Genomic DNA, 25,252 nt, shown 5'->3' with positions numbered 1-25,252 from the left:
TAAAGGCTAGTAATTCGTCAGGGAGAAATCATGTCAACTAGCTTTGAAATCTTAATGAATCAGTTGGGAATGCCTTTGGAAATGCGTGAATCAGACGCTTTTAAAGGGGCTGAAATCCAAGAGGTCATCGTCCATAAGCTCAGTCGTGTTTGGGAATTTCGTTTTGTTTTTGCCGAAATTCTTCCCATCACGATTTTTCAGGAGCTCAAAAACCGCTTGGCTGAGGAGTTTTCAAAGACAGGAAATCGAGCGGTGTTTGAGATTCATGTGAAGAATCCAACTTTTAGCGAGGAACTCTTGCAAGCCTATTATCAGGAGGCTTTTGAAGATGGCCCCTGTGCGAGTCAGGGCTTTAAGAGCATGTATCAACACCTACAAGTCCGCTCTCAAGGAGAAGAGTTGATCATTAGTGGCCCTTCATCTGTGGATACGGAGCACCACCGGAAAAACCATCTGCCTAATCTTGCTAGTCAATTGACCAAGTTTGGTTTTCCTCATTTCCAGTGTCGGGTCGAAGCGGATGACCAGATGACAGAAGAACTCCAGCAGGCCTTCGAGGCTGAAAAGGATCAAATCTTCCAAGCAGCTAATGAAGAAACCTTGCGGGCCATGGAGTCCTTGTCTCAAATGGCTCCACCACCAGCAGAGGAAAAACCAGCCTTTGATTTCAAGGCCAAAAAGGCTGCGGCCAAGCCCAAGCTGGATAAGGCAGAGGTCACTCCTATGATTGATATCACGACAGAAGAGAACCGCATTGTCTTTGAAGGAGTGGTCTTTGATGTTGAGCACAAGGTGACGCGGACAGGTCGGGTCTTGATCAATTTCAAGATGACCGACTATACTTCTAGTTTTTCGCTCCAGAAATGGGCTAAAAATGAAGAAGAAGCTCAGAAGTTTGACATGATTAAGAAAAACTCTTGGTTGCGGGTTCGTGGGAATATCGAGGTCAATAACTTCACACGCGATTTGACCATGAATGTCCAGGATGTCCAAGAAGTGGTCCACTACGAGCGCAAGGATCTGATGCCAGAAGGCGAGCGTCGGGTCGAGTTCCATGCCCATACCAATATGTCAACCATGGATGCCCTACCTGAGGTAGAGGAGCTAGTCGCAAAAGCAGCCAAATGGGGTCACAAAGCAGTAGCTATCACAGACCATGGAAATGTTCAGTCCTTCCCTCATGGCTATAAGGCTGCCAAGAAAGCTGGTATCCAACTCATCTATGGGATGGAAGCCAATATCGTCGAAGACCGCGTGCCGATTACCTACAATGAAGTCGACCTAGACCTTCATGAAGCAACCTATGTGGTTTTTGACGTGGAAACGACGGGACTTTCAGCGATTTACAATGATTTGATTCAGGTTGCCGCATCTAAAATGCATAAGGGCAATATCATTGCTGAATTTGATGAGTTCATCAATCCAGGTCATCCTATCTCTGCCTTTACAACGGACCTGACAGGCATTACCGATGATCATGTTCGCAATGCCAAACCCTTGAAACAAGTCCTAGAGGAGTTTCAGGAATTCTGTCAGGATGCGGTTTTGGTTGCCCATAATGCCACCTTTGACGTGGGCTTCATGAATGCCAACTATGAGCGTCATGGCCTTCCAAAAATCACTCAGCCAGTGATTGATACGTTAGAGTTCGCGCGTAACCTTTATCCAGAGTACAAGCGTCATGGTTTGGGTCCCTTGACCAAGCGCTTCGGCGTTGCCTTGGAGCACCACCACATGGCCAACTATGACGCGGAAGCGACGGGTCGCTTGCTCTTTATCTTTATCAAGGACGTCGCAGAAAAACATGGCGTGACCAATCTAGCCAAGTTGAATGTGGATCTAATTAGTCCAGATTCCTATAAAAAGGCACGGGTCAAACACGCGACCATCTATGTCAAGAACCAGACCGGCTTGAAAAACATGTTCAAATTGGTCTCTCTTTCCAATACTCAATATTTTGAGGGTGTTCCTCGGATTCCGCGGACAGTTTTAGATGCCCATCGAGAAGGGTTGATCCTGGGATCTGCTTGTTCTGAAGGAGAAGTCTTTGATGCGGTTGTCTCTCAAGGAGTTGACGCAGCAGTCGAAGTAGCCAAGTACTATGACTTTATTGAGGTGATGCCTCCAGCCATCTATGCCCCCCTCATTGCCAAAGAGCAGGTTAAGGACATGGACGAGCTCCAGACCATCATCAAGAGCTTGATTGAGGTGGGAGATCGTCTTGGCAAACCGGTCCTGGCAACAGGAAATGTCCACTATCTTGAGCCTGAGGAAGAGATTTATCGGGAAATTATTGTCCGCAGTCTTGGGCAAGGGGCTATCATTAACCGGACGATCGGTCATGGAGAAAATGCTCAACCAGCACCTTTGCCAAAAGCTCATTTCCGCACAACCAATGAAATGCTGGATGAATTTGCCTTTCTAGGGGAAGACTTGGCGCGAAAATTGGTCATTGAAAATACCAACGCACTGGCAGAAATCTTTGAACCTGTTGAAGTGGTCAAGGGGGACCTCTATACGCCATTTATCGACAAGGCCGAAGAGACAGTTGCCGAATTGACCTATAAGCGGGCCTTTGAAATCTATGGCAATCCGCTACCAGATATCGTCGATTTGCGGATTGAAAAGGAGTTGACCTCTATCCTGGGGAATGGCTTCGCTGTGATCTATCTGGCCTCCCAACTCTTGGTGCACCGTTCCAATGAGCGGGGCTACCTGGTTGGATCGCGTGGATCCGTTGGGTCCAGCTTTGTGGCGACCATGATCGGGATTACCGAGGTCAATCCACTTTCGCCTCACTATGTCTGTGGTCAGTGCCAGTACAGTGAGTTTATCACCGATGGTTCCTATGGTTCCGGATTTGATATGCCTAATAAGGACTGTCCTAACTGTGGGCACAAGCTCAGCAAAAATGGACAGGACATTCCTTTCGAGACCTTCCTTGGTTTTGATGGGGATAAGGTACCCGATATCGATTTGAACTTCTCCGGGGAAGACCAGCCGAGTGCCCACTTAGATGTCCGGGATATCTTTGGGGAAGAATATGCCTTCCGTGCAGGAACGGTTGGTACTGTGGCTGCCAAGACGGCCTATGGCTTTGTCAAGGGTTATGAGCGGGATTATGGCAAGTACTACCGGGATGCAGAGGTAGAACGTCTAGCCCAAGGAGCCGCTGGGGTTAAACGGACGACCGGTCAGCACCCAGGGGGAATCGTTGTTATTCCAAACTATATGGACGTCTATGACTTCACTCCTGTGCAGTACCCGGCTGATGACGTGACCGCCGAATGGCAGACCACCCACTTTAACTTCCATGATATTGATGAGAACGTCCTCAAGCTTGATGTCCTGGGACACGATGATCCGACCATGATTCGCAAGCTCCAGGACTTGTCAGGCATTGATCCAAACGATATTCCTATGGATGATCCTGGTGTCATGGCCCTCTTTTCAGGTACAGATATCCTAGGAGTCACACCGGAGCAAATTGGTACTTCAACCGGTATGCTGGGAATCCCAGAGTTTGGGACTAACTTCGTTCGGGGTATGGTCGATGAGACCCATCCGACCACCTTTGCCGAATTGCTTCAGCTTTCTGGTCTGTCTCACGGTACCGACGTATGGTTAGGAAATGCCCAAGACTTGATCAAGGCTGGGATTGCTGACCTATCAACCGTTATCGGATGTCGGGATGACATCATGGTTTACCTCATGCACGCTGGACTAGATCCAAAAATGGCCTTTACCATCATGGAGCGGGTGCGGAAAGGCATGTGGCTCAAGATTCTTGAAGAAGAGCGCAATGGTTATATCGAGGCCATGAAGGCTAACAATGTACCTGAATGGTACATCGAGTCTTGTGGAAAAATCAAGTATATGTTCCCTAAAGCCCATGCGGCAGCCTACGTTATGATGGCCTTGCGGGTGGCTTACTTTAAGGTTCATCATCCTCTCTACTATTACTGTGCTTACTTCTCTATCCGTGCCAAGGCCTTTGATATCAAGACCATGGGCGCAGGCCTAGAAGCCGTGAAAGCGCGGATGAAGGAGATTGCTGAAAAACGTAAGAACAACGAAGCTTCCAATGTGGAGATTGACCTCTACACCACCCTTGAAATTGTCAATGAGATGTGGGAGCGTGGCTTCAAGTTTGGCAAACTGGACCTCTATCGCAGTGATGCAACGGAATTCATCATCGATGGAGACACCCTTATCCCACCATTTGTCGCCATGGATGGATTGGGAGAGAACGTAGCCAAGCAGATTGTGCGAGCTCGCAAAGAAGGAGAATTCCTCTCTAAAACAGAGTTACGCAAACGTGGAGGCGTCTCCTCAACCTTGGTAGAAAAGATGGATGAGATGGGAATCCTTGGCAATATGCCTGAGGATAACCAGCTCAGCCTGTTTGATGATTTGTTTTGATGGGTAAATGATTTTTATTCAAAAGTTATCAATCTTAGATGAACAAAAGTCATAATTACATGATGAAGTAACTAATTTATTGAATTGTTCATTTTCTATGTTTGGAAGAATGTTACATTATCTTTTCAGGAGTAGGACAGAACGAAATTTACTAAAAATCGTACTGCCTTACTCCTATTTTTATATACTTGTATTCTCAAATAGAGAAAGTTTATTGCAGTTGATTTTAAATTGAGAAAAATAATATTATGTTCTTTCTATATAATATTGATTTCATAGTTTGTACATGCTATACTATCTCTGATAATAAATGATTAATATATGATTAAAAAAGTTGGAAGGAGGCGTAGATATGACTGAATGGATTGTTATTGATCAGTTTGGTAATATGATTGCACAAGGATTTTGGACAAAGGAAGCAACAGAGCAGTATTCAAAAAATATTCCTAATACAAGTGTTATTCCAAAGAATTAGCTACTCTTAACTATAGATTCATATGAATTTGTAGTTTTTTTAAAATACAATAAAGGCGGATGAAATGGGTATTCAATTTACTTCTAAAAAGGTTGGAGAACTATTGAAAGAAGGTAATTTGCGGATTCCTTCTTATCAAAGACCTTATAAGTGGAACAGAAAGCATATCCGTAATCTTTTTTATGATTTACGAGATGCTATGGAAAAAAAGGAATATCAAGTTGGCTCTGTTATCTTGCATGATAATAATGGATACTTAGATATTGTAGATGGGCAACAACGGCTAATTTCTATTTCTTTATTTCTTCATTTATTAGAGAAATTAGAGAATTATGAAGGTGCTAATCAACTTTTAGGTGCTGAATTTGGAGAGATATCCTGCTATCATGCGAGCGAAAATTATAGTGAGTGGGAAAATTTAGCTCAATTGGTTGGTTCAAACCAGGCAAAAGGAATTTGCGAATTTTTATTAGAAAATTGTTCTATCTCTTGTATCGTCATGCCAGAGGAACGTTTGTCAGAAGCTTTTCAATTATTTGACTCTCAGAATAATCGTGGCAAATCTTTAGAACCTCATGATTTACTCAAAGCCTACCATCTGCGTCAACAAGATTCAGAAGATGGAAAAATTATTGAGAAATGGGAGCAGTTTGTGGAAGATAACGATTTAAGTCTGAAAGATCTATTTGATAAGCATCTTTTTCGTATGAGACGTTGGTCGAGGGGAGAAACAGGATTAACCAATAAGCGTTATGGTTCATATCTGCGTTTTACAGAATCTTTTATTGATGATTTTAAAGGTGTTGATTTAAGTCAGAATTTTCCATACCTAGAATTATACCGTCATATTGAAAATTTCCCTATGTCAATAACCATGCCAATCATTGATGGAAGTGAATTTTTTAAGTATATTGAATCTGTCCATCAAACGATTAAAGATCATATAGATATTTTGAATAAACAGTTAGGAATTTCTAATGATTCTAAAAGGGCAGAAAATAGTTCAGATTATCCAGAAGGTATGTTGAAAATTTACAATAGTTCAAAAGGACGCTATATCAAGTGTCATAATTTGTTTCTAAATATTTGCTTGCTTTTTGCAGAGAGATTTGGAAAAGAAGAGCTATCAAAAGAAATAGTAGAGACCTTGTTTATTTGGGCTTACTACCCGCGTGTAAAGTCTCGTGCTATATATGATGCTACTTTAGGAAACTACGCTGCAGGCGGGAAGTTCAGACAAAGAGAAGTTCAAAAACTTTTCCAAATTTTAGCCCATGCTGTAACTCCAAATGATTTCATGCTTAAGATAGATAGAGAATTATTTGAAAATTATACTGTGGAGCAGATTATAGAGGAGGAAAGAGGAAAATGGTAGAGACACATATCAGCTTGTCCGTTGATCGTTTATTAAACGAAGATAGCTATGCTATTCCTCTTTATCAGAGAAATTTTTCCTGGACTTATGATGAGATCGAGCAGTTATTGAACGATGTAGCAGATGCTTATCAAGAAAAGAGAGACAATTACTATATTGGAACATTAGTTGTCAATGAAGAGAATGGTCTTTTTAAAATTATAGATGGTCAACAACGAACAACAGCCCTTAATTTAATTGCTTTGGTTTTGAAAAATGAGTTTAATTTTGACAAATTAGAGGCGGTTAACTTAACTTTCCCGGCTCGGAGAAGATCAAATGAGAATATTCAAAATCTATTTATCAATGAAAAAATTTCTGAGGACGATGAAAATGAATTAACTAGAGGTTACAGACATGCTAAAGATGCCCTGAAAAAAGTGCTAGGAGAGCGCCAACTTGAACCTCAGTCCTTCGTTGATTATCTTTTTGAGAATGTCATCATTTTTCGGAGTATACTTCCTGAAGATTTAGATTTGAATCTTTATTTCGAACGTTTTAACTCTCGGGGAGAACAACTAGAAGCTCATGAAATTCTTAAGGCACAAATGATGGCTAAGTTTGGAGAAAATCAAGAAACAGCAGAAAAATTTGCTAGAATCTGGGATGCTTGCGCTGAATTTGATAAGCCAGTAGCAAGTCAATTTAAGATGAGACGGAAGAGGGCAGACAGTTTTCAGGAGCGTGAACGCATTTTTGGATGGCACTTTTCAAATTACTCATTTCATAATATTTATGATGACATTGATTTTTATCAAAATGAAAGAAGAAAGTTATCAGATGTATTAGGAAAAAAGATAAATGAAAAAAATATAGAAGTAGAAAAAGATTTTGGTGATTATACCCAAGTTATAGATTTTCCTACCTTCTTACTCCATGTATTGGCTATTTGGGAAGGTAGAGATCCCAGTGAGGTTCAGCTAGACGATAAGAAACTCTTAACTCTATTTGATATAAAAAATAAAAATAAGACTTGGATTATTGAATTCAGTGAATTTCTTCTTAAAATAAAACATATTTTTGATAATTACATCGTTAGAAATTCAAATATGGATTCTTCAAGCAGAAATAAGGATGAATGGTTTTTGCAGAAGGGAACTTATTATGAATATCAACCTAACGGAAAAGCGAAAGAGCATTACATAGTTGAAGAACGCTTTACTAAGAATACATTTTCAGATTCGGAAATTAACCAAAACATTATTCTTCTTCAATCTATGTTTGCTGTGACTTTCACTGCCAATCGTGATAGTCGTTGGTTATATGAAATTTTGCAATTCCTCTTCGAGAATATTGAGGAACTAAATGATCAAGAATTTGCTATTCGATTTAAGGATTTTCTTGAAAAAATGGCTGTGAGATATGCTGAGGGAAGATTGTTCACCGAGGAAGATATTATTAAGAAATATGGTGACATTCCTGTTTATGCATTTAATTTTATTGATTACATCTTATGGAAAAATCGTGAAGAGTTAGGAAGGGAGTATAAAGGTGTTAAATTTGATCATTTCAAATTTGCTTATCGTCGTTCCATAGAGCATTGGTTTCCACAACATCCAAATAGTGATGAAAGAGTTGAGAAAATGGATGATCAATTCTTACACTCATTTGGTAACCTTTGTATTATTACTGATAGTCAAAATTCGAAATTTGGAAATTTAGTTCCGAGTGCAAAATATAAACAGTGGGAAGGAATTTTTGATCGTCAGAGTCTAAAATTACAAATAATGGCTAGCATAACAGAAAAAACTAAATGGGAATCGGATCAGATAAAAGGATTAGAAAAAGAAATTTTACCTATGGTCAAAAAATTTATAGAAAGTAAGTCATAAGAATTGCCTTAATCATCAATGTTAAAACGCCATTGTATATCTAATAGATTTACAGTAGCCTTCTTTTTTGTTACAATAATCAATAGAAAGAAGGTGAGAATATGTCTAAGACGAGTATGAGTATTCGTTTGGATAGTGAGGTTAAGGAACAGGCTCAACAGGTTTTTAACCATTTAGGGATGGATATGACTACAGCCATCAACATTTTCCTCCGTCAGGCTATTCAATATCAGGGTCTACCGTTTGATGTAAAGATAGATGAAAATAGGAAATTGCTTCAAGTGGTAACGGATGTAGAGCAAAATCGGAATATGAGCCAGTCTTTTGAATCTGTCTCAGACTTGATGGAGGACTTGCGTGCTTGAGATTCGCTATCATAAACAGTTTAAAAAAGATTTTAAGTTGGCAATGAAGCGTGGATTGAAGGCAGATTTGTTAGAAGAAGTCTTGCATTTTCTGATTCAAGAAAAAGAACTTCCTATCAGATATCGTGACCATCAACTGACCAACTCCAAGCATTTTCAAGGTGTTCATGAGTGTCATATTCAGCCGGATTGGCTTTTGGTTTACAAAGTAGATAAGGACGAATTGATTTTAAACTTGCTAAGGACAGGAAGTCATAGCGATTTGTTCTGATGGATTCAACGATCCTCGCTCAGTTTGAGGTTGGTTAATGATAGAAAAGAAAAAAAGAGCAACACCCTGGAAGTCAGGGAAAGTCATTTCCATTCGCCTACGAAATGGTGTTTATGTCTTAGCACAAATGGTGCGGGAGCCCTATCTGGTATTTTTTAACCATTTTAAGGAGGAAAATAGCTGGAAGGGAGTGACCTTGAAAGAGGAGAATATTCTCTTTTGTAAAGCAGTCACTCGTCAGTTTCTACGCTCTAGTCCTGTAACGATTGTCAAAGATCTTGACCCTCTCTTAGATTATAGGCTGCCTAAAGAATGGATTTATAGCCATATGGGAGGGCATCCGATTACGGTTTCGGTGAAGGGACAGGAGCGCCAAGTAGCTGGTTTTGGTCATCGGCTTTCCTTGGTTCAGGCGGACAAGGAAAGTGGCCAACCAGAGGATAATCCTCTGATGGGACTCTTCCAAGCCTATATCCTACCAGATATCCAAGAGCAAGATTGGGAGCGGGTCGGTCAGGCTGAGCTCATGTCTCTAGAAGTCTTTCCGACGCTCAATGAACGTCTTTATCTCTGCTTTCTCTATGGGAAAAATGTGAATCCAGAGCTAGATATCTCTTTGGGAAAGCCCTTGCTTGATGACTATGAAACTTATGTAGATATCCTCACTAACAGCCCAGAGGCACGACGTCTCTATCTAGGTGAGGAGGATGCTAAGAAAGGAATAGAACGATGAGAGTAAAAATTTTTGCAGAAGACAAACCTGCTCAAAAAACATTTAGCTATCAATTAGAGCTAGATACCGATACAATTTTAAAAGTTACTGGCCTGGTCTGCTCCACTGTCGTGGTAGCAAACCTCTTGTCACTCTTAAAAGATTAATATAGAAAAGGATTGAACATGGTTTTACCAAATTTTAAAGAAAACTTAGAAAAATACGCAAAATTGTTGGTTGCAAATGGCATCAACGTGCAACCTGGCCATACCTTGGCTTTGAACATTGATGTGGAGCAAAGAGAATTGGCCCACTTGATCGTGAAGGAAGCCTATGCCTTGGGGGCACATGAAGTGATCATACAATGGGCAGATGATTTTACTACCCGGGAGAAATTCCTCCATGCACCGATGGATCGCTTGGACAATGTACCTGATTACAAGATTGCAGAGATGAACTACCTCTTGGAACACAAGGCAAGTCGCTTGGGTGTGCGTTCATCTGATCCAGGTGCCTTAAATGGTGTCGATGCAGAGAAGCTTTCTGCTTCTGCTAAAGCTTTGGGCATGGCCATGAAACCAATGCGCATCGCCACTCAATCTAACAAGGTCAGCTGGACAGTTGCTGCTGCAGCAGGTTTAGAATGGGCGAAAAAAGTCTTCCCAAATGCGGCGAGCGATGAAGAAGCAGTGGATCTCCTTTGGGATCAAATCTTCAAGACCTGCCGGGTATACGAAGAAGATCCAGTCAAGGCTTGGGAAGAGCATGCAGCTGTTCTCAAGAGCAAGGCAGATACACTTAATAAGGAACAATTCTCAGCCCTTCATTACACAGCACCAGGAACAGATTTGACTCTTGGCTTGCCGAAGAACCACGTCTGGGAATCTGCGGGGGCTATCAATGCCCAGGGCGAAGGCTTCTTGCCAAACATGCCGACAGAAGAGGTCTTCACAGCTCCTGACTTCCGTCGTGCAGAAGGATATGTAACGTCTACAAAACCGCTTAGCTACAATGGGAACATCATCGAAGGCATCAAAGTGACCTTTGAAAATGGAGAAATTGTGGATATCACAGCAGAAAAAGGCGATCAAGTCATGAAAGATTTGGTCTTCAAAAACAAGGGAGCGCGTGCCTTAGGTGAATGTGCCCTCGTACCAGACCCAAGCCCAATTTCCCAATCAGGCATCACCTTCTTCAACACTCTCTTTGATGAAAATGCTTCTAACCACTTGGCCATCGGAGCAGCCTATGCAACCAGTGTAGAAGGTGGCGCAGAGTTCACAGAAGAAGAACTCGAAGCAGCTGGCCTTAACCGCTCAGACGTTCACGTCGACTTCATGATCGGTTCAAGCCAAATGGATATCGACGGCATCCGAGAAGACGGCACCCGCGTCCCAGTCTTCCGCAACGGAGATTGGGCAATATAGGGAGCAAAACAGAAATCAGTAACTCGAAGAGTTTGATTTCGTAGTTTTGCCCCCGCACAGTTGATTAGGAAGTACGAGTACCGTAGGTAGGAGTAGTTCCAATCGACCACTGCGCCGAGAGACAGAAATCGGTAGACGCAGTCTCGATTTCTTCCTCGCTTTTTGGATTCAAAGCTCGGGCAAAAAAGGTCCACAGGACCTTTTTAGTACCCCCGCCCAGTTGATTAGGAAGGGGCCTTGCTCCGCAATCCCTATTCGCCGCCTCAAAATAGTGTTTTGGGCCATCAACCACTGTGCCGAGAGACAGAAATCGGTAGACGCAGTCTCGATTTCGTAGTCCTGGCCCCACACAGTTGATTAGGAAGGGCCTTGCTCCGCAATCCCTATCCACCACCTCAAAACAGTGTTTTGAGCCATCAACCACTGCGCCGAGAGACGGAAATGAGCTACTTAGAGCCTTTGTTTTTCAAGAATAAAAATAAAGAGTTTGGTTTTAACGACTAAGCTCTTTTTTGTGTCCGCTAGTTTTAATGAAATATAGGGATAAAATTTTATAGCTTCTTCTCTTAATTAAAGAACATTTCAAAGAAGCCTTGACGAGGGCCTGCTTTCTAGATAGACTGGAAGTAAGCGTTTACACACAACAAATTTTAGGAGGTCCTGATGAAATCACATCAACCACGTTATGCTATTCGCAAGTATGCTGTAGGAGTTGCTTCGGTACTGGTTGGCTTTTTTGCCAGCGGTCAAGTCGTAGCAGCAGATACGCCGAGTGTTACAGAAAGCCCTGCAACGACTCCTCCGACACAGCCAAGTGAAGGAGACTTGCCTCAGTCTGCTACCGAGGAAACTGCTCAGCCGGCAGTAGAAAAACCAATTGTTCCGGCTCCAATCGTCGAGCAAAGTCAACCGACCCTACCTGATCGAGAATTGCGCGCATCCGATCTTGATCGCTTGATTCGCGAAGAAGCGATCTCTGTTACAGAAGCTAATGGGACAGCTCAACCGGTGACAGCAGCGACGGAAACACCCGCTAAAGATCCAGAGCAAGAAGAAAAATTGGCCAAGAAAAAGGTCATCTCTATTGATGCCGGTCGCAAGTACTTCTCACCGGATCAAATCAAGGAAATCATTGATGAAGCTAGCAAGACGGGTTATACCGATTTGCATCTCTTAGTGGGAAATGACGGCTTACGCTTTGTCCTTGATGACATGTCCTTGCAAGTGGGAGATGCGTCCTACTCAAGTCAAGCGGTCAAAGAGGCTGTAGAAAAAGGAACCAAAGCCTACTATGACGATCCAAATGGAACAGCCTTGACTCAGGCTCAAATGGATGAGATTTTGGCTTATGCCAAATCCAAGAATATAGGCGTCATTCCAACGATTAATAGCCCAGGGCACATGGATGCAATTCTGACGGCTATGGAGCAATTGGGGATTGAAAACCCTCACTTTAATTACTTTGGTACGAAAAAGTCAGAACGGACCGTTGATTTAGACAACCAAAAAGCTCTAGATTTCACCAAAGCCTTGGTGGACAAGTATGCGGCTTATTTCAGTGGCAAGACAGAAATCTTTAACATCGGCTTGGACGAATATGCCAATGATGCAACAGATGCCCATGGTTGGCAGGTCCTTCAAGCTAGCAAGCATTGGCCAGATGAAGGCTATCCAGATAAAGGCTACGAAAAATTCATCCAATATGCCAATGATCTAGCGGCTATTGTAAAAAAACACAAGATGAAACCAATGGCCTTCAACGACGGTATCTACTACAATGGCGATACCTCCTACGGAACCTTTGATAAGGATATCATTGTATCCTATTGGACAGGTGGTTGGAACGGCTATGATGTGGCTTCGTCAAAATTCCTATCTGAACTAGGCCATCAAATTCTTAATACCAATGATGCTTGGTATTATGTCCTCGGCCGGGATAAGGCTGGATCTGGCTGGTACAATCTCGATCAAGGACTTGAAGGGATTTCCAAGTCAGCGATTGATGTTGTTCAAAAAAATGATGGGGCTAAGGTTCCCTTCATTGGTGGGATGGTAGCTGCCTGGGCAGATACGCCATCTGCAACCTACAAAAAAGAGCTACTCTTCAAGCTCATGCACGCTTTTGCGGATAAGAATGCGGACTACTTTGTAGCAGATCCTGAAGTCGTTGAAAAAGCTCTGGCGGAAGCTCCAACTGATTTGGACCACTACACACCAGAATCCCTAGTAGCCTTTACTGCAGCAAAAAAGGCGCTGGAAGGAGTAGGAGCAGAGACGACTCGAGCAGAAGCTAAGGAACTGATTGCTTCTCTCAAAGCCGCTCAAGAGTCCTTAGTCTATACAGAAAGCTATGCCAAAGAGTTGGCAGACAAGGAAGCTGCTGAAAAACTAGCTAAGAGCAAGGTGATTTCCATTGACGCAGGACGCAAATACTTTTCGCTAGATCAGCTGAAACGAATCGTGGACAAGGCCAGTGAGCTAGGCTACTCTGACTTGCACCTCCTTGTCGGAAACGATGGCATGCGCTTCGTCCTCGATGATATGACGGTGGAAGCCAATGGCAAGACTTATGCTAGCGATGACGTGAAACAGGCGCTTATCGAAGGAACTAAGGCCTACTATGACGATCCAAATGGTCAAGCCTTGACTCAAGAAGAAATGGACGAATTGCTTGCTTATGCGACTTCTAAAGGAATTGGCTTGATTCCAGCAGTCAATAGTCCAGGTCATATGGATGCCATCTTAGTAGCGATGGAAAAACTAGGTATCGAACATCCGCAAGCGACCTTTGATACGGTTTCTAAGACAACTATGGATTTGACCAACGAAGAAGCGGTTAATTTCACCAAGGCCCTCATTGGCAAGTACATGGACTATTTCAAAGGCAAGTCTAAGATCTTTAACTACGGAACAGACGAATACGCTAATGATGCTACCAATGCCCAAGGCTGGTACTACCTCAAATGGTATGAACTCTATGGTAAGTTTGCGGACTACTCTAATAGTCTGGCAGCCATGGCCCGTGAAAAAGGCTTGCAACCAATGGCCTTTAACGATGGCTTCTACTATGGAGACGAAGATGATGTGACCTTTGACAAGGACGTCTTGATTTCTTACTGGTCTAAAGGATGGTGGGGCTACAATCTCGCATCACCACAGTACCTAGCAGACAAGGGCTACAAATTCCTCAATACAAACGGGGACTGGTACTATGTTTTGGGCCACAGAGGAGATCAAAGCTATCCACTCGATAAAGCTATCCAACATTCAGAAACCGTTCCATTTGAACAATTAGCTTCAACCAAATACCCTGATGTGAAATTACCAGTGTCCGGAAGTATGTTGGGAATTTGGGCAGATGAACCAGCTAATGAATACAAGGAAGAAGAAGTCTTCCAGGTCATGGAAGCATTTGCCAACCACAATAAGGACTACTTCAAAGCTGACTATACAGCCCTTCGTGCGGTCCTTGCCAATGTTCCAACAGATCTTTCCATCTACACTGAGGAATCTCGTTCAGCTCTTGCAACGGTGCTAGATCAGTTAAATTGGAAGATCAGTCGTGCTCACCAAGAAAAAGTGGCAGAGCAGGTTGAACAGGTAACTCAAGCTCTCAGTCAATTGAAACCAATCACCCAAGTGGGAAGCCAAGCAGAAGATGATGTCAGAGCCTTGGTAGCAGACAAACCAAGCTTGGAAGTCATTGAAAAAGAACTGGATTTTGAAGTTGTTGAACGGACCAATCCAGAACTAGCCAAGGGTGAACGAAAAGTGGTTCAAGCAGGTGTCAAAGGCCAGCAGCGTGAATTTGTTGCGGTTTCTGCCCTTGATGAGAGCCGCCAAGTAGTAGGAACTGAAGTTTCGAAAGAAGCTGTTGCTGAGATTGTAGAAGTGGGAACCAAGGAGGCAGAAGTGATCACTCCGACTCCAGGTTTACAGGATGGTCCAAGTCCTCAACCAGACTTACCTCAAGTTGATCAAGGAGGTCATCATCAAGTAAGACCAGTAACTCCTGAAGTGAAGCCACTTGTGAACGCTCAACCAGCTCCAGTCGCTTCAGAACAAAAAACAGTAGAAGAGGCTAAGCTAACACCAATGCAAGATCAAACACCGTCTAGTCATCAGCTTCCTGAGACTGGACAAGAATCTGTCCTAGGTTTGGCCTTGCTTGGAGCGATCTTAGGAGCGACAGGGATGAGTCTCAAAGGACGGAAAGAAGACTAATCAGCCCCCCGATTGAACTAAGTCTTTCTATTTTCTAGAGATGGAAAAGGAAAGACTTGGTTCTTTTTTTGTCTCGGAAATTGTACCCGGACAGTTCTCTCTTTTCCGCCTTGTTCAGCTTGGATGAACTTGATAAAATAAAAACATGACACGATACAAAGCAACTATTTCTTACGATGGAACTCTATTTGCTGGTTTCCAACGCCAACCGCATGCCCGTAGTGTGCAAGAAGAAATCGAGAAGACCTTGATGCGTCTCAATCAAGGAAATCCTGTGACCATACATGGAGCAGGCCGGACGGATGCAGGTGTCCATGCCCTTGGGCAGGTCATCCACTTTGATCTCCCCCAGCCACGGGACGAGGAGAAGCTCCGCTTCGCCCTCGATACCCAAACCCCAGAGGATATTGACTTTATCCGGGTGGAGCAAGTTCCCGATGACTTTCACTCGCGCTACCAGAAGCACAGCAAGACCTATGAATTTATCGTGGATTATGGTCGTCCCAAGAATCCCATGATGCGCCACTATGCAACCCACTACCCTTATCCTTTGGATGTGGTCAAGATGCAAGCAGCCATCCGAAAGTTGGAGGGGACCCATGATTTCACGGGCTTCACAGCTTCGGGTACCAGTGTGGAAGACAAGGTGCGGACGATTACAGAGGCTCGCTTGGACGAGGATGCAGAACATCATCGCCTCCTCTTTACCTTTTCAGGCAATGGCTTTCTCTATAAGCAGATCCGCAATATGGTGGGAACTTTGTTGAAGATCGGAAATGATCGGATGCCGATCGAGCAGATCGATCTGATTTTAGAAAAGAAGGACCGCAATCTAGCAGGTCCTACAGCAGCGCCAAATGGCTTATATTTAAAGGAGATCCGTTATGAGTAATGAATTGATTCTAGCTATTTCAGGAAATGATATTTTTAGTGGGGGAGGTCTTCACGCTGACCTGGCCACCTATACAACCAACAAACAGCATGGCTTTGTAGCAGTGACTTGTTTGACCGCTATGACGGAGCACGGTTTTGAAGTGATTCCGGTGGATCCGACGACCTTTGCTCAACAGCTCAACTCTCTCAAGGATGTTCCTTTTTCTGCTATTAAACTCGGCCTCTTGCCAAATGTTGAAGTGGCAGACTTAGCCTTGGACTATGTCAAAGCCCATGCGGAGATTCCTGTGGTACTAGACCCCGTCTTGGTCTGCAAGGAAACACATGACGTGGAAGTATCAGCCCTTCGAGACGAATTGATCAAGTTCTTCCCTTATGTGACCATCATCACGCCAAACTTACCAGAAGCTGAGATCTTGACCCAAAGCAAGATTCAATCGCTCGATGATATGAAAGAGGCTGCTCGTAAGCTCCATGAATTGGGAGCGGCGACTGTCGTGGTCAAAGGGGGCAACCGCCTTAACAAGGAAAAAGCCATCGATGTCTTTTATGACGGCCAAGACTTTACCATCTTCGAAGAAGACGTTTTAGAAAAGAATAATACAGGAGCTGGTTGTACCTTTGCCTCTAGCATAGCAAGCCAGTTAGTCCAAGGGAAGGCAACCTTAGAAGCTGTCAAAGCCTCTAAAGACTTTGTCTACCAAGCCATTCAAAAATCAGATCAATATGGAGTAGTTCAATATGACCAATAAACGGACCCAAGTAATCGCGCATTTAGCCATTTTAACCGCCTTGACAGTTGTGCTAGGCTATTATACCAAGTTGCCAACTCCAACCGGGATGGTGACCTTGTTGGATCTAGGTGTCTACTTTACCGCCTTTTATCTGGGGCGCAAAGAAGGAGCAGTGGTTGGTGGTCTTGGTGCCTTTCTCTTAGACCTCCTCTCTGGCTATCCTCAATGGATGTTCTTTAGTCTTCTTTTTCACGGAGCTCAAGGTTACTTTGCTGGCTTTAAAGGAAAAGCCCGTTACATCGGTCTGCTTCTAGGAACGGTTATCATGGTAGGCGGCTATGCCCTAGCATCAGCGCTCTTTTTAGGAAATACCTGGGTAGCGGCCATTGAAGAGGTTCCTCATAATCTGGTTCAAAACTTCGTTGGGATGGCTCTGGGATATGCTCTGTATCATTTCTTACCAAAGAAGGGAAATTAGAGGATGGAGTTAGAGCAATTAAAAAGAGAAACCCAGGAGATCTTGCTGGATCTTTTATCCAAGGCCAATCTGCATCAGGGACAAATCCTCGTATTAGGCCTGTCCACCAGTGAAGTCGCTGGTGCAAGTATCGGGAAGAACTCAAGCCTAGAGATTGGACAAGCCATTGTGAAAACCATCTTGGATACCCTGACTCCCAAAGGGATTTACTTAGCTGTCCAAGGATGTGAGCATCTTAACCGCGCTCTGGTGGTCGAACGTGAACTAGCAGAAAAGAAAGACTTAGAAATCGTCAATGTACTACCGAGTCTCCATGCGGGGGGTGCCGGTCAGTTGGCAGCCTTCGGTTATATGAAAGACCCTGTCGAAGTGGAATACATCACAGCTCAGGCTGGTTTGGACATCGGGGATACTTCTATCGGGATGCATGTCAAGCATGTGCAAGTACCCGTTCGCCCTGTCTTGAAAGAACTGGGTGGTGCTCATGTGACGGCTCTAGCCAGTCGTCCAAAGTTGATCGGTGGGGCGCGTGCTACTTACCAGGAAGACCCGCTTCGAAAGTCCTAATAGGAAGAAAACTAGTTCAGGCATGGACTAGTTTTTTTGTTCCGGGACAATTTTTGAGATAGGAAAGAGATTTTTAATCTTTTGGTCTCCAGAAACGCCAATAAAATTCCTCTAAAAAGAAGCAGTTTCCACAAAACCAAGATGCCCAAAAACTTGCATTTTCGAAGTTTTATGGTAAAATTATTAGGAATGACTATATTATTTTAAGGAGAGACAGAATGTCTGTATCATTTGAAAACAAAGAAACAAACCGCGGAGTATTGACTTTTACCATCAGTCAAGACCAAATTAAACCAGCTTTAGACCGCGTGTTTGAGTCTGTTAAGAAAAACTTGAACGTACCAGGATTCCGTAAAGGTCACCTTCCACGTCCGATCTTCAACCAACGTTTTGGTGAAGAATCACTTTATCAAGATGCTTTGAACGATCTTCTTCCAGCAGCTTATGAAGCAGCAGTAAAAGAAGCAGGCCTTGAAGTGGTTGCTCAACCAACTTTTGACGTTGTATCAATGGAAAAAGGTCAAGACTGGACATTGACAGCTAATGTTGTTACAAAACCAGAAGTAAAATTGGGTGCTTACAAAGACCTTGAAGTATCTGTAGAAGTTTCTAAAGAAGTAACAGATGAAGATGTAGATGCACGTATCGAACGTGAACGCAACAACTTGGCTGAATTGGTAATCAAAGAAGGACCAGCAGCTGAAGGTGATACTGTTGTGATCGACTTTGTAGGTTCTGTTGACGGTGTTGAGTTTGATGGAGGAAAAGGAGATAACTTCTCACTTGGACTTGGTTCAGGTCAATTCATCCCAGGTTTCGAAGACCAATTGGTTGGACACTCAGCTGGTGAAACAGTTGATGTCATCGTAACTTTCCCAGAAAACTACCAAGCAACTGACCTTGCAGGTAAAGAAGCAAAATTCGTGACAACCATCCACGAGGTAAAAGCAAAAGAAGTACCAGCTCTTGATGATGAATTGGCAAAAGACATCGATGAAGAAGTTGAAACTCTTGCTGAATTGAAAGAAAAATACCGCAAAGAGTTGGCTGAAGCGAAAGAAGAAGCATACAAAGATGCAGTTGAGTCAGCAGCGATTGACCTTGCAGTAGAAAATGCAGAAATCGTTGACCTTCCAGAAGAAATGATCCACGAAGAAGTACACCGTGCTGTAAATGAATTCCTTGGAAACATGCAACGTCAAGGAATCTCTCCAGACATGTATTTCCAAATCACTGGTACAACTCAAGAAGATCTTCACAAACAATATGAAGCAGATGCAGCAGCACGTACTAAGACAAACCTTGTCGTAGAAGCAGTTGCTAAAGCAGAAGGCTTCGAAGCAACTGACGAAGAAGTAACTGCAGAAATCGAACAATTGGCGGCAGACTACAACATGCCAGTTGAACAAGTTCGTAGCTTGCTTTCACCAGAAATGTTGAAACACGACATCGCTGTGAAGAAAGCTGTTGAAGTGATCACAAGCACTGCAAAAGTAAAATAAAAAAGACGATCTTCCATCTTGATGGAAACAAGTCATAAGAAGAAAAGCTGAGGCCATGTGTCCCGGCTTTTCTCTTCTTATTGGCACGGAATTTTCCTTTGACGAAAGGGGAAAATTATCGTACAATAGAGTGTAACGATAAATGATGTATTCTAGGGGTATCCTCTTTTTTAATGAAAAAGAGTGTTGCCTTGAGATAAAAATGAAGGAGATCTACCTTGGAATTAGAAGTATTTGCTGGACAAGAAAAAAGTGAACTTTCAATGATTGAAGTAGCCCGTGCGATCTTAGAGTCACGTGGCCGTGATCATGAAATGTATTTCAATGACCTGGTCAATGAAATTCAAAACTACCTCGAAAAATCAAACAGTGAAATTCGTGAAGCTCTTCCATTGTTCTATACAGAATTAAATGTGGATGGAAGCTTTATCCCACTAGGAGACAACAAATGGGGACTTCGCTCATGGTATGCGATCGATGAAGTAGATGAAGAAATCATCGCTCTTGAAGAAACAGATGAAGACGAAGAGCCTAAGAAACGTAAGAAAAAACGTGTCAACGCCTTTATGGATGGAGACGAAGATGCGATCGATTACAATGCGGATGATCCAGAAGACGAAGATGTCTACGAAGCAGATCCAGCGCTTACTTACGATGATGAAAACCCAGAAGATGAGAAGGATGAAGTGGAAGCCTATGACGCTGAAATCAATGAAATCTCACCAGACGAGTTGGATGAAGAAGTTGAGTTAAGTGACGAAGAAGACGAAGAAGAGTCTTACGACGAAGAAGAATAATCCAAAAAAACAAGGAATTCGTTCCTTGTTTTTTTTTTTTTGCTTGAAGGAGGCTTCAAGGAGGAGTATAATAAGAGTGTAAGCCTGACGTAGCGCAGAAGGAGGAAGGGCATATGGACTGGATACTTGATCAAAGTTTGGTGGATTTGGGGATTGAGACAGTTGTAATAGGAGTGGCCAAACAGGTGGATCCACAAGCTCCCTTGTCTGCAACTTTTCTAGCTAAAAAGAAGGAGATGGAAGCCTGGGCCTTAAATTGTGATCTCAGCTCGGTGAAAGAGGAGGCAGTTGTACAAGGCTATATGGATTTGTTGAAGGAAGTGGGGCGTAGTGTCAAGAAGAACCCGCCGACTATTCTTGCTTTGGTTAAGAATATCCAAAGTCGAGGCTTCCTTCCGACGATCAATAGTGTGATTGATATCTATAATGTTGAATGTATCCGTTCCTTTTTAGCCATTGGAGGGCATGATCTGGATAAAATCCAGGGACCAATCGAGTTTACGATTAGTCAAAGAGAGGATACCTTTTTGCCCATCTTATCAACAGAAAAGCATGTTAGTGAAACCGATCCGGTCTACCGAGATCAAGAGGGTATTATGGCCTGGCTAGATGTGAGAGATGGTGAGCGCTATAAGATGGAGGAGACTACCCGCAATGCCCTCTTTATCATCCAGGGAAACAGAGCGACCTCTGTAGAGATGCGCTTGGAAGCACTGGAGCGGATTAGAGAAGATTTGTCCTCTTGCATGCCCGATTTAGAATTTGAAAAATATCTGGTTACCCCCAGTGAGACAATTCCAGTCCCATAAAGAAGCCCTTCAGTAAAGAAGATTTGTCAACATCTGAACAGGCGAGTGAAGTGAAGGAGCCAATGCTCTTCTGGCCCTGTAATAAAGTTCAAAGTTTGAAAAAAGTTTGAAAAAAATCTTGACAAGAAAGTATAAGATTGATATACTAGTAAGGTACTCAATCGCGGGGATGGCGGAATTGGCAGACGCGCAGGACTAAGGATCCTGTGACCGCTTTAGGTCGTGAGGGTTCAAGTCCCTCTCTCCGCATCGGATGATAAAGGCAGCTTCGGCTGTCTTTTTTCTTGTTCATTTAGCAGAAAGAATGCTTGAAAGAGAAGAAAACGCTTTAAAGGTTCAGGAAAAGCTAGCATTTTCAATGAAAAAGTGATAAAATAAACAATGTAAGTGGTTTAACCACAAAAAATAAGAGGAGGCCTACAACTAATGGCAATCGTTTCAGCAGAAAAATTTGTCCAAGCAGCTCGTGACAATGGTTACGCAGTTGGTGGATTTAACACAAACAACCTTGAGTGGACTCAAGCTATCTTGCGTGCAGCAGAAGCTAAAAAAGCTCCAGTTTTGATCCAAACTTCTATGGGTGCTGCTAAATACATGGGTGGTTACAAAGTAGCTCGCAACATGATCGCTAACCTTGTTGAAGCAATGGGTATCACTGTACCAGTTGCAATCCACTTGGACCATGGTCACTATGAAGATGCTCTTGAGTGTATCGAAGTTGGTTATACTTCAATCATGTTCGACGGATCACACCTTCCAGTTGAAGAAAACCTTAAATTGGCGAAAGAAGTTGTAGAAAAAGCTCACGCTAAAGGTATCTCAGTTGAAGCTGAAGTTGGTACAATCGGTGGTGAAGAAGACGGTATCGTTGGTAAAGGTGAATTGGCACCAATCGAAGATGCTAAAGCAATGGTTGCTACAGGAATCGACTTCTTGGCTGCAGGTATTGGTAACATCCACGGTCCATACCCAGCAAACTGGGAAGGTCTTGACCTTGATCACTTGAAGAAATTGACAGAAGCTCTTCCAGGATTCCCAATCGTATTGCACGGTGGTTCAGGTATCCCTGATGAGCAAATCCAAGAAGCTATCAAACTTGGTGTTGCGAAAGTTAACGTTAACACTGAGTGCCAAATCGCATTCGCTAACGCAACTCGTCAATTCGTACGTGAATACGATGCAAACGAAGCAGAATACGACAAGAAGAAACTCTTCGACCCACGTAAATTCTTAAAACCAGGATTCGAAGCAATCACAGCTTCAGTTGAAGAACGTATCGACGTATTTGGTAGCGAAAACAAAGCTTAATCTTGCTTGAAACGTTATTAACCAGAGGTTTATCCGTAAGGATAAGCCTTTTTTGGTTCTCTTATTTAGAAAAGTGTTTATTTCAAACAAAAAATGATTGCGATTCTGTCAGTTTAAGGTTATAATAAACAAAAACGAAGCAAGTAGGTAGGAAATGAAAAAACAGGAAAGACTGAATGAGATCATCAATCTGGTCAATAAGGCTGGAACCGTTTATGTTCAAGACATCATGGAAAGTATGCAGGTGTCGGATATGACTGTCCGTCGGGATTTGATTGAATTGGAAAAGCAAGGGCTCCTTATTCGGGTTCGAAATGGAGCCAAAAGTAACCAATTCCTCCCTTCACGAGAGCTTCCCCATGAAGAGAAGTTACTCAAGAATATTCTGGCTAAGCGTGAGGTAGCGAAGAAAGCTAGCGAACTGATAAAAGAAGGTGAGAGTATCTTCCTTGGGCCGGGGACCTCTGTTGAGGTTCTTTCCGAAGCCATTAATAATAAGGAATTGCGTGTGGTGACCAACTGTCTGCCGATTTTCCAAGAGTTGTTAAAGAAGAAAAGTGATACCTTTAAGGTAATCCTCTTAGGAGGGGAACTTCGAGAAACCAGTCAAGCTTTTGTCGGCGAGATAACGAACACTCTCATGGAAAGAATGTACTTCCACAAGATGTTTTTTAGTGGGAATGGCATTGTGGATGGACGCGTTCTGACCTCTTCTTTTGAAGAAGCCTATACGCAAAAGTTAGCCTTAGAACGTTCTTCTGAAGCTTACCTACTGATTGATTCCTCCAAGATTGGCAAGGAAGACTTTACCTCTATCTGTTCCTTGAAAAAAGTAACTGCGGTGATAACGGACGATGCAACTGAGAAAGCACATGAAGAATTAGAGGAATATACACGTGTGATTGTATAAATAATAAACTGAAAAGAGAGAGCGATTCTCTCTTTTTTTGTTTATTACAAACAATTTAGAACTAAAAAATAATAAAAAATAAAGAAAATAAACAAAAATAGTTGACAACAAACAAAATTAGCGCTATACTGTGTTTGTGAATAACAAAACGAAGTCGAATGAGAAAGAGGAGAACTTTCTTTGTTGACGGAAATGCAAAAAGGAGAAGCATATGGCAATTGTAGTTGGTGCGGATGCGGCTGGTATCCGTTTAAAAGAAGTAGTCAAAGAATATTTGGAAGCAGAAGGTTTCCAAGTGGTGGATGTCACTGAAGAAGGGCAAGACTTTGTTGATGTGACCTTGGCTGTTGCTAAAGAAGTCAAACAAGCAGAAGATAATCTGGGCATTGTCATTGATGCTTATGGTGCAGGTCCATTTATGGTAGCGACTAAGATTAAAGGAATGGTTGCCGCAGAAGTTTCAGATGAACGCTCTGCCTACATGACTCGTGGACACAACAATTCTCGTATGATCACCATAGGGGCTCAAATCGTGGGTGATCAATTGGCCAAAAATATTGCCAAAGGTTTTGTAAACGGTAAGTATGACGGTGGTCGCCACCAAATCCGTGTCGATATGCTCAACAAGATGTGCTAAGGGGAGGAGTAAACGAATGAAAATTGCAATTGGATGTGACCATATCGTCACAAATGAAAAAATGGCTGTTTCTGAATTTTTGAAATCAAAAGGCTATGAAGTCCTTGACTTCGGAACCTATGACCATGCTCGGACCCACTATCCAATTTTTGGGAAGAAGGTTGGGGAAGCAGTAGTGAGTGGTCAAGCAGATCTTGGTGTATGTATCTGTGGAACTGGCGTTGGAATTAACAACGCGGTTAACAAGGTTCCGGGTGTCCGTTCAGCCTTGGTCCGCGATATGACCTCTGCACTTTATGCCAAAGAAGAACTCAATGCCAATGTGATTGGTTTTGGTGGGAAGGTCACAGGAGAACTTCTGATGTGTGATATTTTGGAAGCCTTCATCCATGCGGAATACAAACCAAGTGAAGAAAACAAGAAATTGATTGCCAAGATTCAACATTTGGAAACCCATAACGACCATCAAGAAGATGAGGATTTCTTCACAGAATTCCTTGAAAAATGGGACCGTGGGGAATACCACGACTAAGAGGTGAGTCTATGATACTAACGGTAACCATGAACCCTTCAATCGACATTTCCTATCCATTAGAAACTTTACACTTGGATACGGTCAATCGAGTTGACAAGGTAAGCAAAACCGCAGGTGGTAAGGGACTCAATGTCACACGGGTCCTAGCAGAGATTGGAGATCCTGTCTCAGCGACTGGTCTGATTGGTGGTTCAACAGGCCAATTTATCTTGGACCATCTGGATCAGGAAATCGGCAAAGAATTCTTTGAAATTCAAGGGGAGACCCGGAATTGTATTGCAATCCTTCACGAAGGTCAACAAACAGAAATCTTAGAAAAAGGTCCGTCTGTTTCTGAAGAAGAAGGGCAAGGCTTTCTGGCTCACTTTGAAGCTTTGCTTCCAGATGTAGCAGTTGTTGCTATCTCAGGAAGTTTACCAGCTGGTTTACCAGTTGATTATTATGTGAAATTAGTCGAGCGTGCTAAGAAGGCAGGAAAACCAGTTGTTCTTGATTGTTCAGGTGTTTCCTTGGAAAAAGCTCTAGCAGCTCCTATTAAACCAACGGTTATCAAGCCCAATAATGAAGAATTGTCTCAACTCTTAGGCTACGAGGTGACCAAGGATCTGGATCAATTAAAAGAGGTCCTTCAATCTAACTTGTTTAAAGGGATTGACTGGGTCATCGTCTCCCTAGGAGCTGACGGTGCCTTTGCCAAACATGGTGATGTCTTCTATAAAGTGGATATTCCAAAAATTGAAGTGGTTAATCCAGTGGGATCTGGTGATTCGACAGTTGCTGGGATTGCCTCAGCTCTCTATCATCAGGAAGACGACCAAGCACTTTTAACCAAAGCCAATGTCCTTGGCATGTTGAATGCTCAAGAAGCAACGACAGGCCATATCAATATTCATCGCTATGATGATTTGTATCAACAGATAAATGTAAAAGAGGTATAAG

Annotated in this window: 22 protein-coding genes and 1 tRNA gene; all 23 read left to right on the top strand. The window is 42.9% G+C overall.

What is annotated here, in order from left to right; translation table 11 throughout:
- Positions 1-30: 30 nt before the first annotated feature.
- The 23 genes from AC3E6G_RS06715 (at position 31) to AC3E6G_RS06605 (ending at position 25,251) form a co-directional block, all read left to right on the top strand.
- A complete protein-coding gene (locus AC3E6G_RS06715; protein ID WP_490700702.1) occupies positions 31-4,422 on the top strand; it encodes a PolC-type DNA polymerase III in 4,392 nt (1,463 codons plus the stop codon).
- A gap of 352 nt (positions 4,423-4,774) precedes the next feature.
- Positions 4,775-4,897: a hypothetical protein gene (locus tag AC3E6G_RS06710; RefSeq protein WP_275112102.1), complete on the top strand. Its 123-nt coding sequence runs from the start codon at positions 4,775-4,777 to the stop codon at positions 4,895-4,897.
- A 64-nt stretch (positions 4,898-4,961) separates the two neighbouring features.
- Complete coding sequence (locus tag AC3E6G_RS06705) at positions 4,962-6,272, top strand: DUF262 domain-containing protein (protein WP_129822708.1); 1,311 nt, start codon at positions 4,962-4,964, stop codon at positions 6,270-6,272.
- Positions 6,266-8,143 carry a DUF262 domain-containing protein gene (locus AC3E6G_RS06700; RefSeq protein ID WP_129822709.1) on the top strand — a complete coding sequence of 626 codons (1,878 nt, stop codon included), beginning with the start codon at positions 6,266-6,268 and terminating at the stop codon, positions 8,141-8,143. The genes AC3E6G_RS06705 and AC3E6G_RS06700 overlap by 7 nt, the downstream gene beginning before the upstream one ends.
- A gap of 101 nt (positions 8,144-8,244) precedes the next feature.
- The gene (locus AC3E6G_RS06695; RefSeq protein ID WP_045504412.1) at positions 8,245-8,508 is read left to right on the top strand and encodes a type II toxin-antitoxin system RelB/DinJ family antitoxin; all 264 of its coding nucleotides are present in this window, start codon (positions 8,245-8,247) and stop codon (positions 8,506-8,508) included.
- Positions 8,501-8,779 (top strand): type II toxin-antitoxin system RelE/ParE family toxin, encoded by a 279-nt coding sequence (locus AC3E6G_RS06690; protein WP_490700701.1) that lies wholly within the window; start codon positions 8,501-8,503, stop codon positions 8,777-8,779. Before AC3E6G_RS06695 ends, AC3E6G_RS06690 begins: the two co-directional genes overlap by 8 nt.
- Positions 8,780-8,816: 37 nt before the next feature.
- Positions 8,817-9,512: a hypothetical protein gene (locus tag AC3E6G_RS06685; RefSeq protein ID WP_154853847.1), complete on the top strand. Its 696-nt coding sequence runs from the start codon at positions 8,817-8,819 to the stop codon at positions 9,510-9,512.
- Positions 9,509-9,658: a hypothetical protein gene (locus AC3E6G_RS06680; RefSeq protein WP_023022162.1), complete on the top strand. Its 150-nt coding sequence runs from the start codon at positions 9,509-9,511 to the stop codon at positions 9,656-9,658. Before AC3E6G_RS06685 ends, AC3E6G_RS06680 begins: the two co-directional genes overlap by 4 nt.
- 18 nt (positions 9,659-9,676) lie before the next feature.
- Positions 9,677-10,918, top strand: coding sequence for an aminopeptidase (locus AC3E6G_RS06675; RefSeq protein ID WP_490700700.1), 1,242 nt, complete (start codon positions 9,677-9,679; stop codon positions 10,916-10,918).
- A 663-nt stretch (positions 10,919-11,581) separates the two neighbouring features.
- Positions 11,582-15,142: a family 20 glycosylhydrolase gene (locus tag AC3E6G_RS06670; RefSeq protein ID WP_343094281.1), complete on the top strand. Its 3,561-nt coding sequence runs from the start codon at positions 11,582-11,584 to the stop codon at positions 15,140-15,142.
- A 145-nt stretch (positions 15,143-15,287) separates the two neighbouring features.
- Positions 15,288-16,034: a tRNA pseudouridine(38-40) synthase TruA gene (gene truA / locus AC3E6G_RS06665; protein WP_490700699.1), complete on the top strand. Its 747-nt coding sequence runs from the start codon at positions 15,288-15,290 to the stop codon at positions 16,032-16,034.
- Complete coding sequence (locus tag AC3E6G_RS06660) at positions 16,027-16,788, top strand: bifunctional hydroxymethylpyrimidine kinase/phosphomethylpyrimidine kinase (RefSeq protein ID WP_490700698.1); 762 nt, start codon at positions 16,027-16,029, stop codon at positions 16,786-16,788. Before truA ends, AC3E6G_RS06660 begins: the two co-directional genes overlap by 8 nt.
- Positions 16,778-17,248 (top strand): ECF transporter S component, encoded by a 471-nt coding sequence (locus AC3E6G_RS06655; protein ID WP_048789871.1) that lies wholly within the window; start codon positions 16,778-16,780, stop codon positions 17,246-17,248. The genes AC3E6G_RS06660 and AC3E6G_RS06655 overlap by 11 nt, the downstream gene beginning before the upstream one ends.
- A 3-nt stretch (positions 17,249-17,251) precedes the next feature.
- The gene (locus AC3E6G_RS06650; RefSeq protein ID WP_006595013.1) at positions 17,252-17,815 is read left to right on the top strand and encodes a TIGR01440 family protein; all 564 of its coding nucleotides are present in this window, start codon (positions 17,252-17,254) and stop codon (positions 17,813-17,815) included.
- Between the two features lie 218 nt (positions 17,816-18,033).
- On the top strand, positions 18,034-19,317 hold the full coding sequence (gene tig / locus AC3E6G_RS06645) for a trigger factor (RefSeq protein WP_048717652.1): 1,284 nt from the start codon (positions 18,034-18,036) through the stop codon (positions 19,315-19,317).
- A gap of 218 nt (positions 19,318-19,535) precedes the next feature.
- Positions 19,536-20,114, top strand: coding sequence for a DNA-directed RNA polymerase subunit delta (gene rpoE, locus AC3E6G_RS06640; RefSeq protein ID WP_117744906.1), 579 nt, complete (start codon positions 19,536-19,538; stop codon positions 20,112-20,114).
- 113 nt (positions 20,115-20,227) lie between these two features.
- Positions 20,228-20,923, top strand: a complete 696-nt coding sequence (locus AC3E6G_RS06635; protein ID WP_490700697.1) for a B3/B4 domain-containing protein — start codon at positions 20,228-20,230, stop codon at positions 20,921-20,923.
- A 163-nt stretch (positions 20,924-21,086) separates the two neighbouring features.
- Positions 21,087-21,172 (top strand) — tRNA-Leu (locus AC3E6G_RS06630).
- Positions 21,173-21,349: 177 nt separating this feature from the next.
- Complete coding sequence (locus AC3E6G_RS06625; protein WP_006595009.1) at positions 21,350-22,231, top strand: class II fructose-bisphosphate aldolase; 882 nt, start codon at positions 21,350-21,352, stop codon at positions 22,229-22,231.
- A gap of 154 nt (positions 22,232-22,385) precedes the next feature.
- On the top strand, positions 22,386-23,141 hold the full coding sequence (locus tag AC3E6G_RS06620) for a DeoR/GlpR family DNA-binding transcription regulator (protein WP_414297216.1): 756 nt from the start codon (positions 22,386-22,388) through the stop codon (positions 23,139-23,141).
- Between the two features lie 211 nt (positions 23,142-23,352).
- Positions 23,353-23,778, top strand: a complete 426-nt coding sequence (gene lacA / locus AC3E6G_RS06615; RefSeq protein ID WP_414297217.1) for a galactose-6-phosphate isomerase subunit LacA — start codon at positions 23,353-23,355, stop codon at positions 23,776-23,778.
- Positions 23,779-23,794: 16 nt separating this feature from the next.
- On the top strand, positions 23,795-24,310 hold the full coding sequence (gene lacB / locus AC3E6G_RS06610) for a galactose-6-phosphate isomerase subunit LacB (RefSeq protein WP_048691514.1): 516 nt from the start codon (positions 23,795-23,797) through the stop codon (positions 24,308-24,310).
- 11 nt (positions 24,311-24,321) lie between these two features.
- Positions 24,322-25,251, top strand: coding sequence for a tagatose-6-phosphate kinase (locus AC3E6G_RS06605; protein ID WP_414297218.1), 930 nt, complete (start codon positions 24,322-24,324; stop codon positions 25,249-25,251).
- Position 25,252: the final 1 nt, after the last annotated feature.

This window comes from Streptococcus sp. SCPM-O-B-23252 (M501) (genome assembly GCF_058200355.1).
Note: the sequence above shows the minus strand (reverse complement) of the source record. Positions and strands in the feature narration are given on the sequence as shown.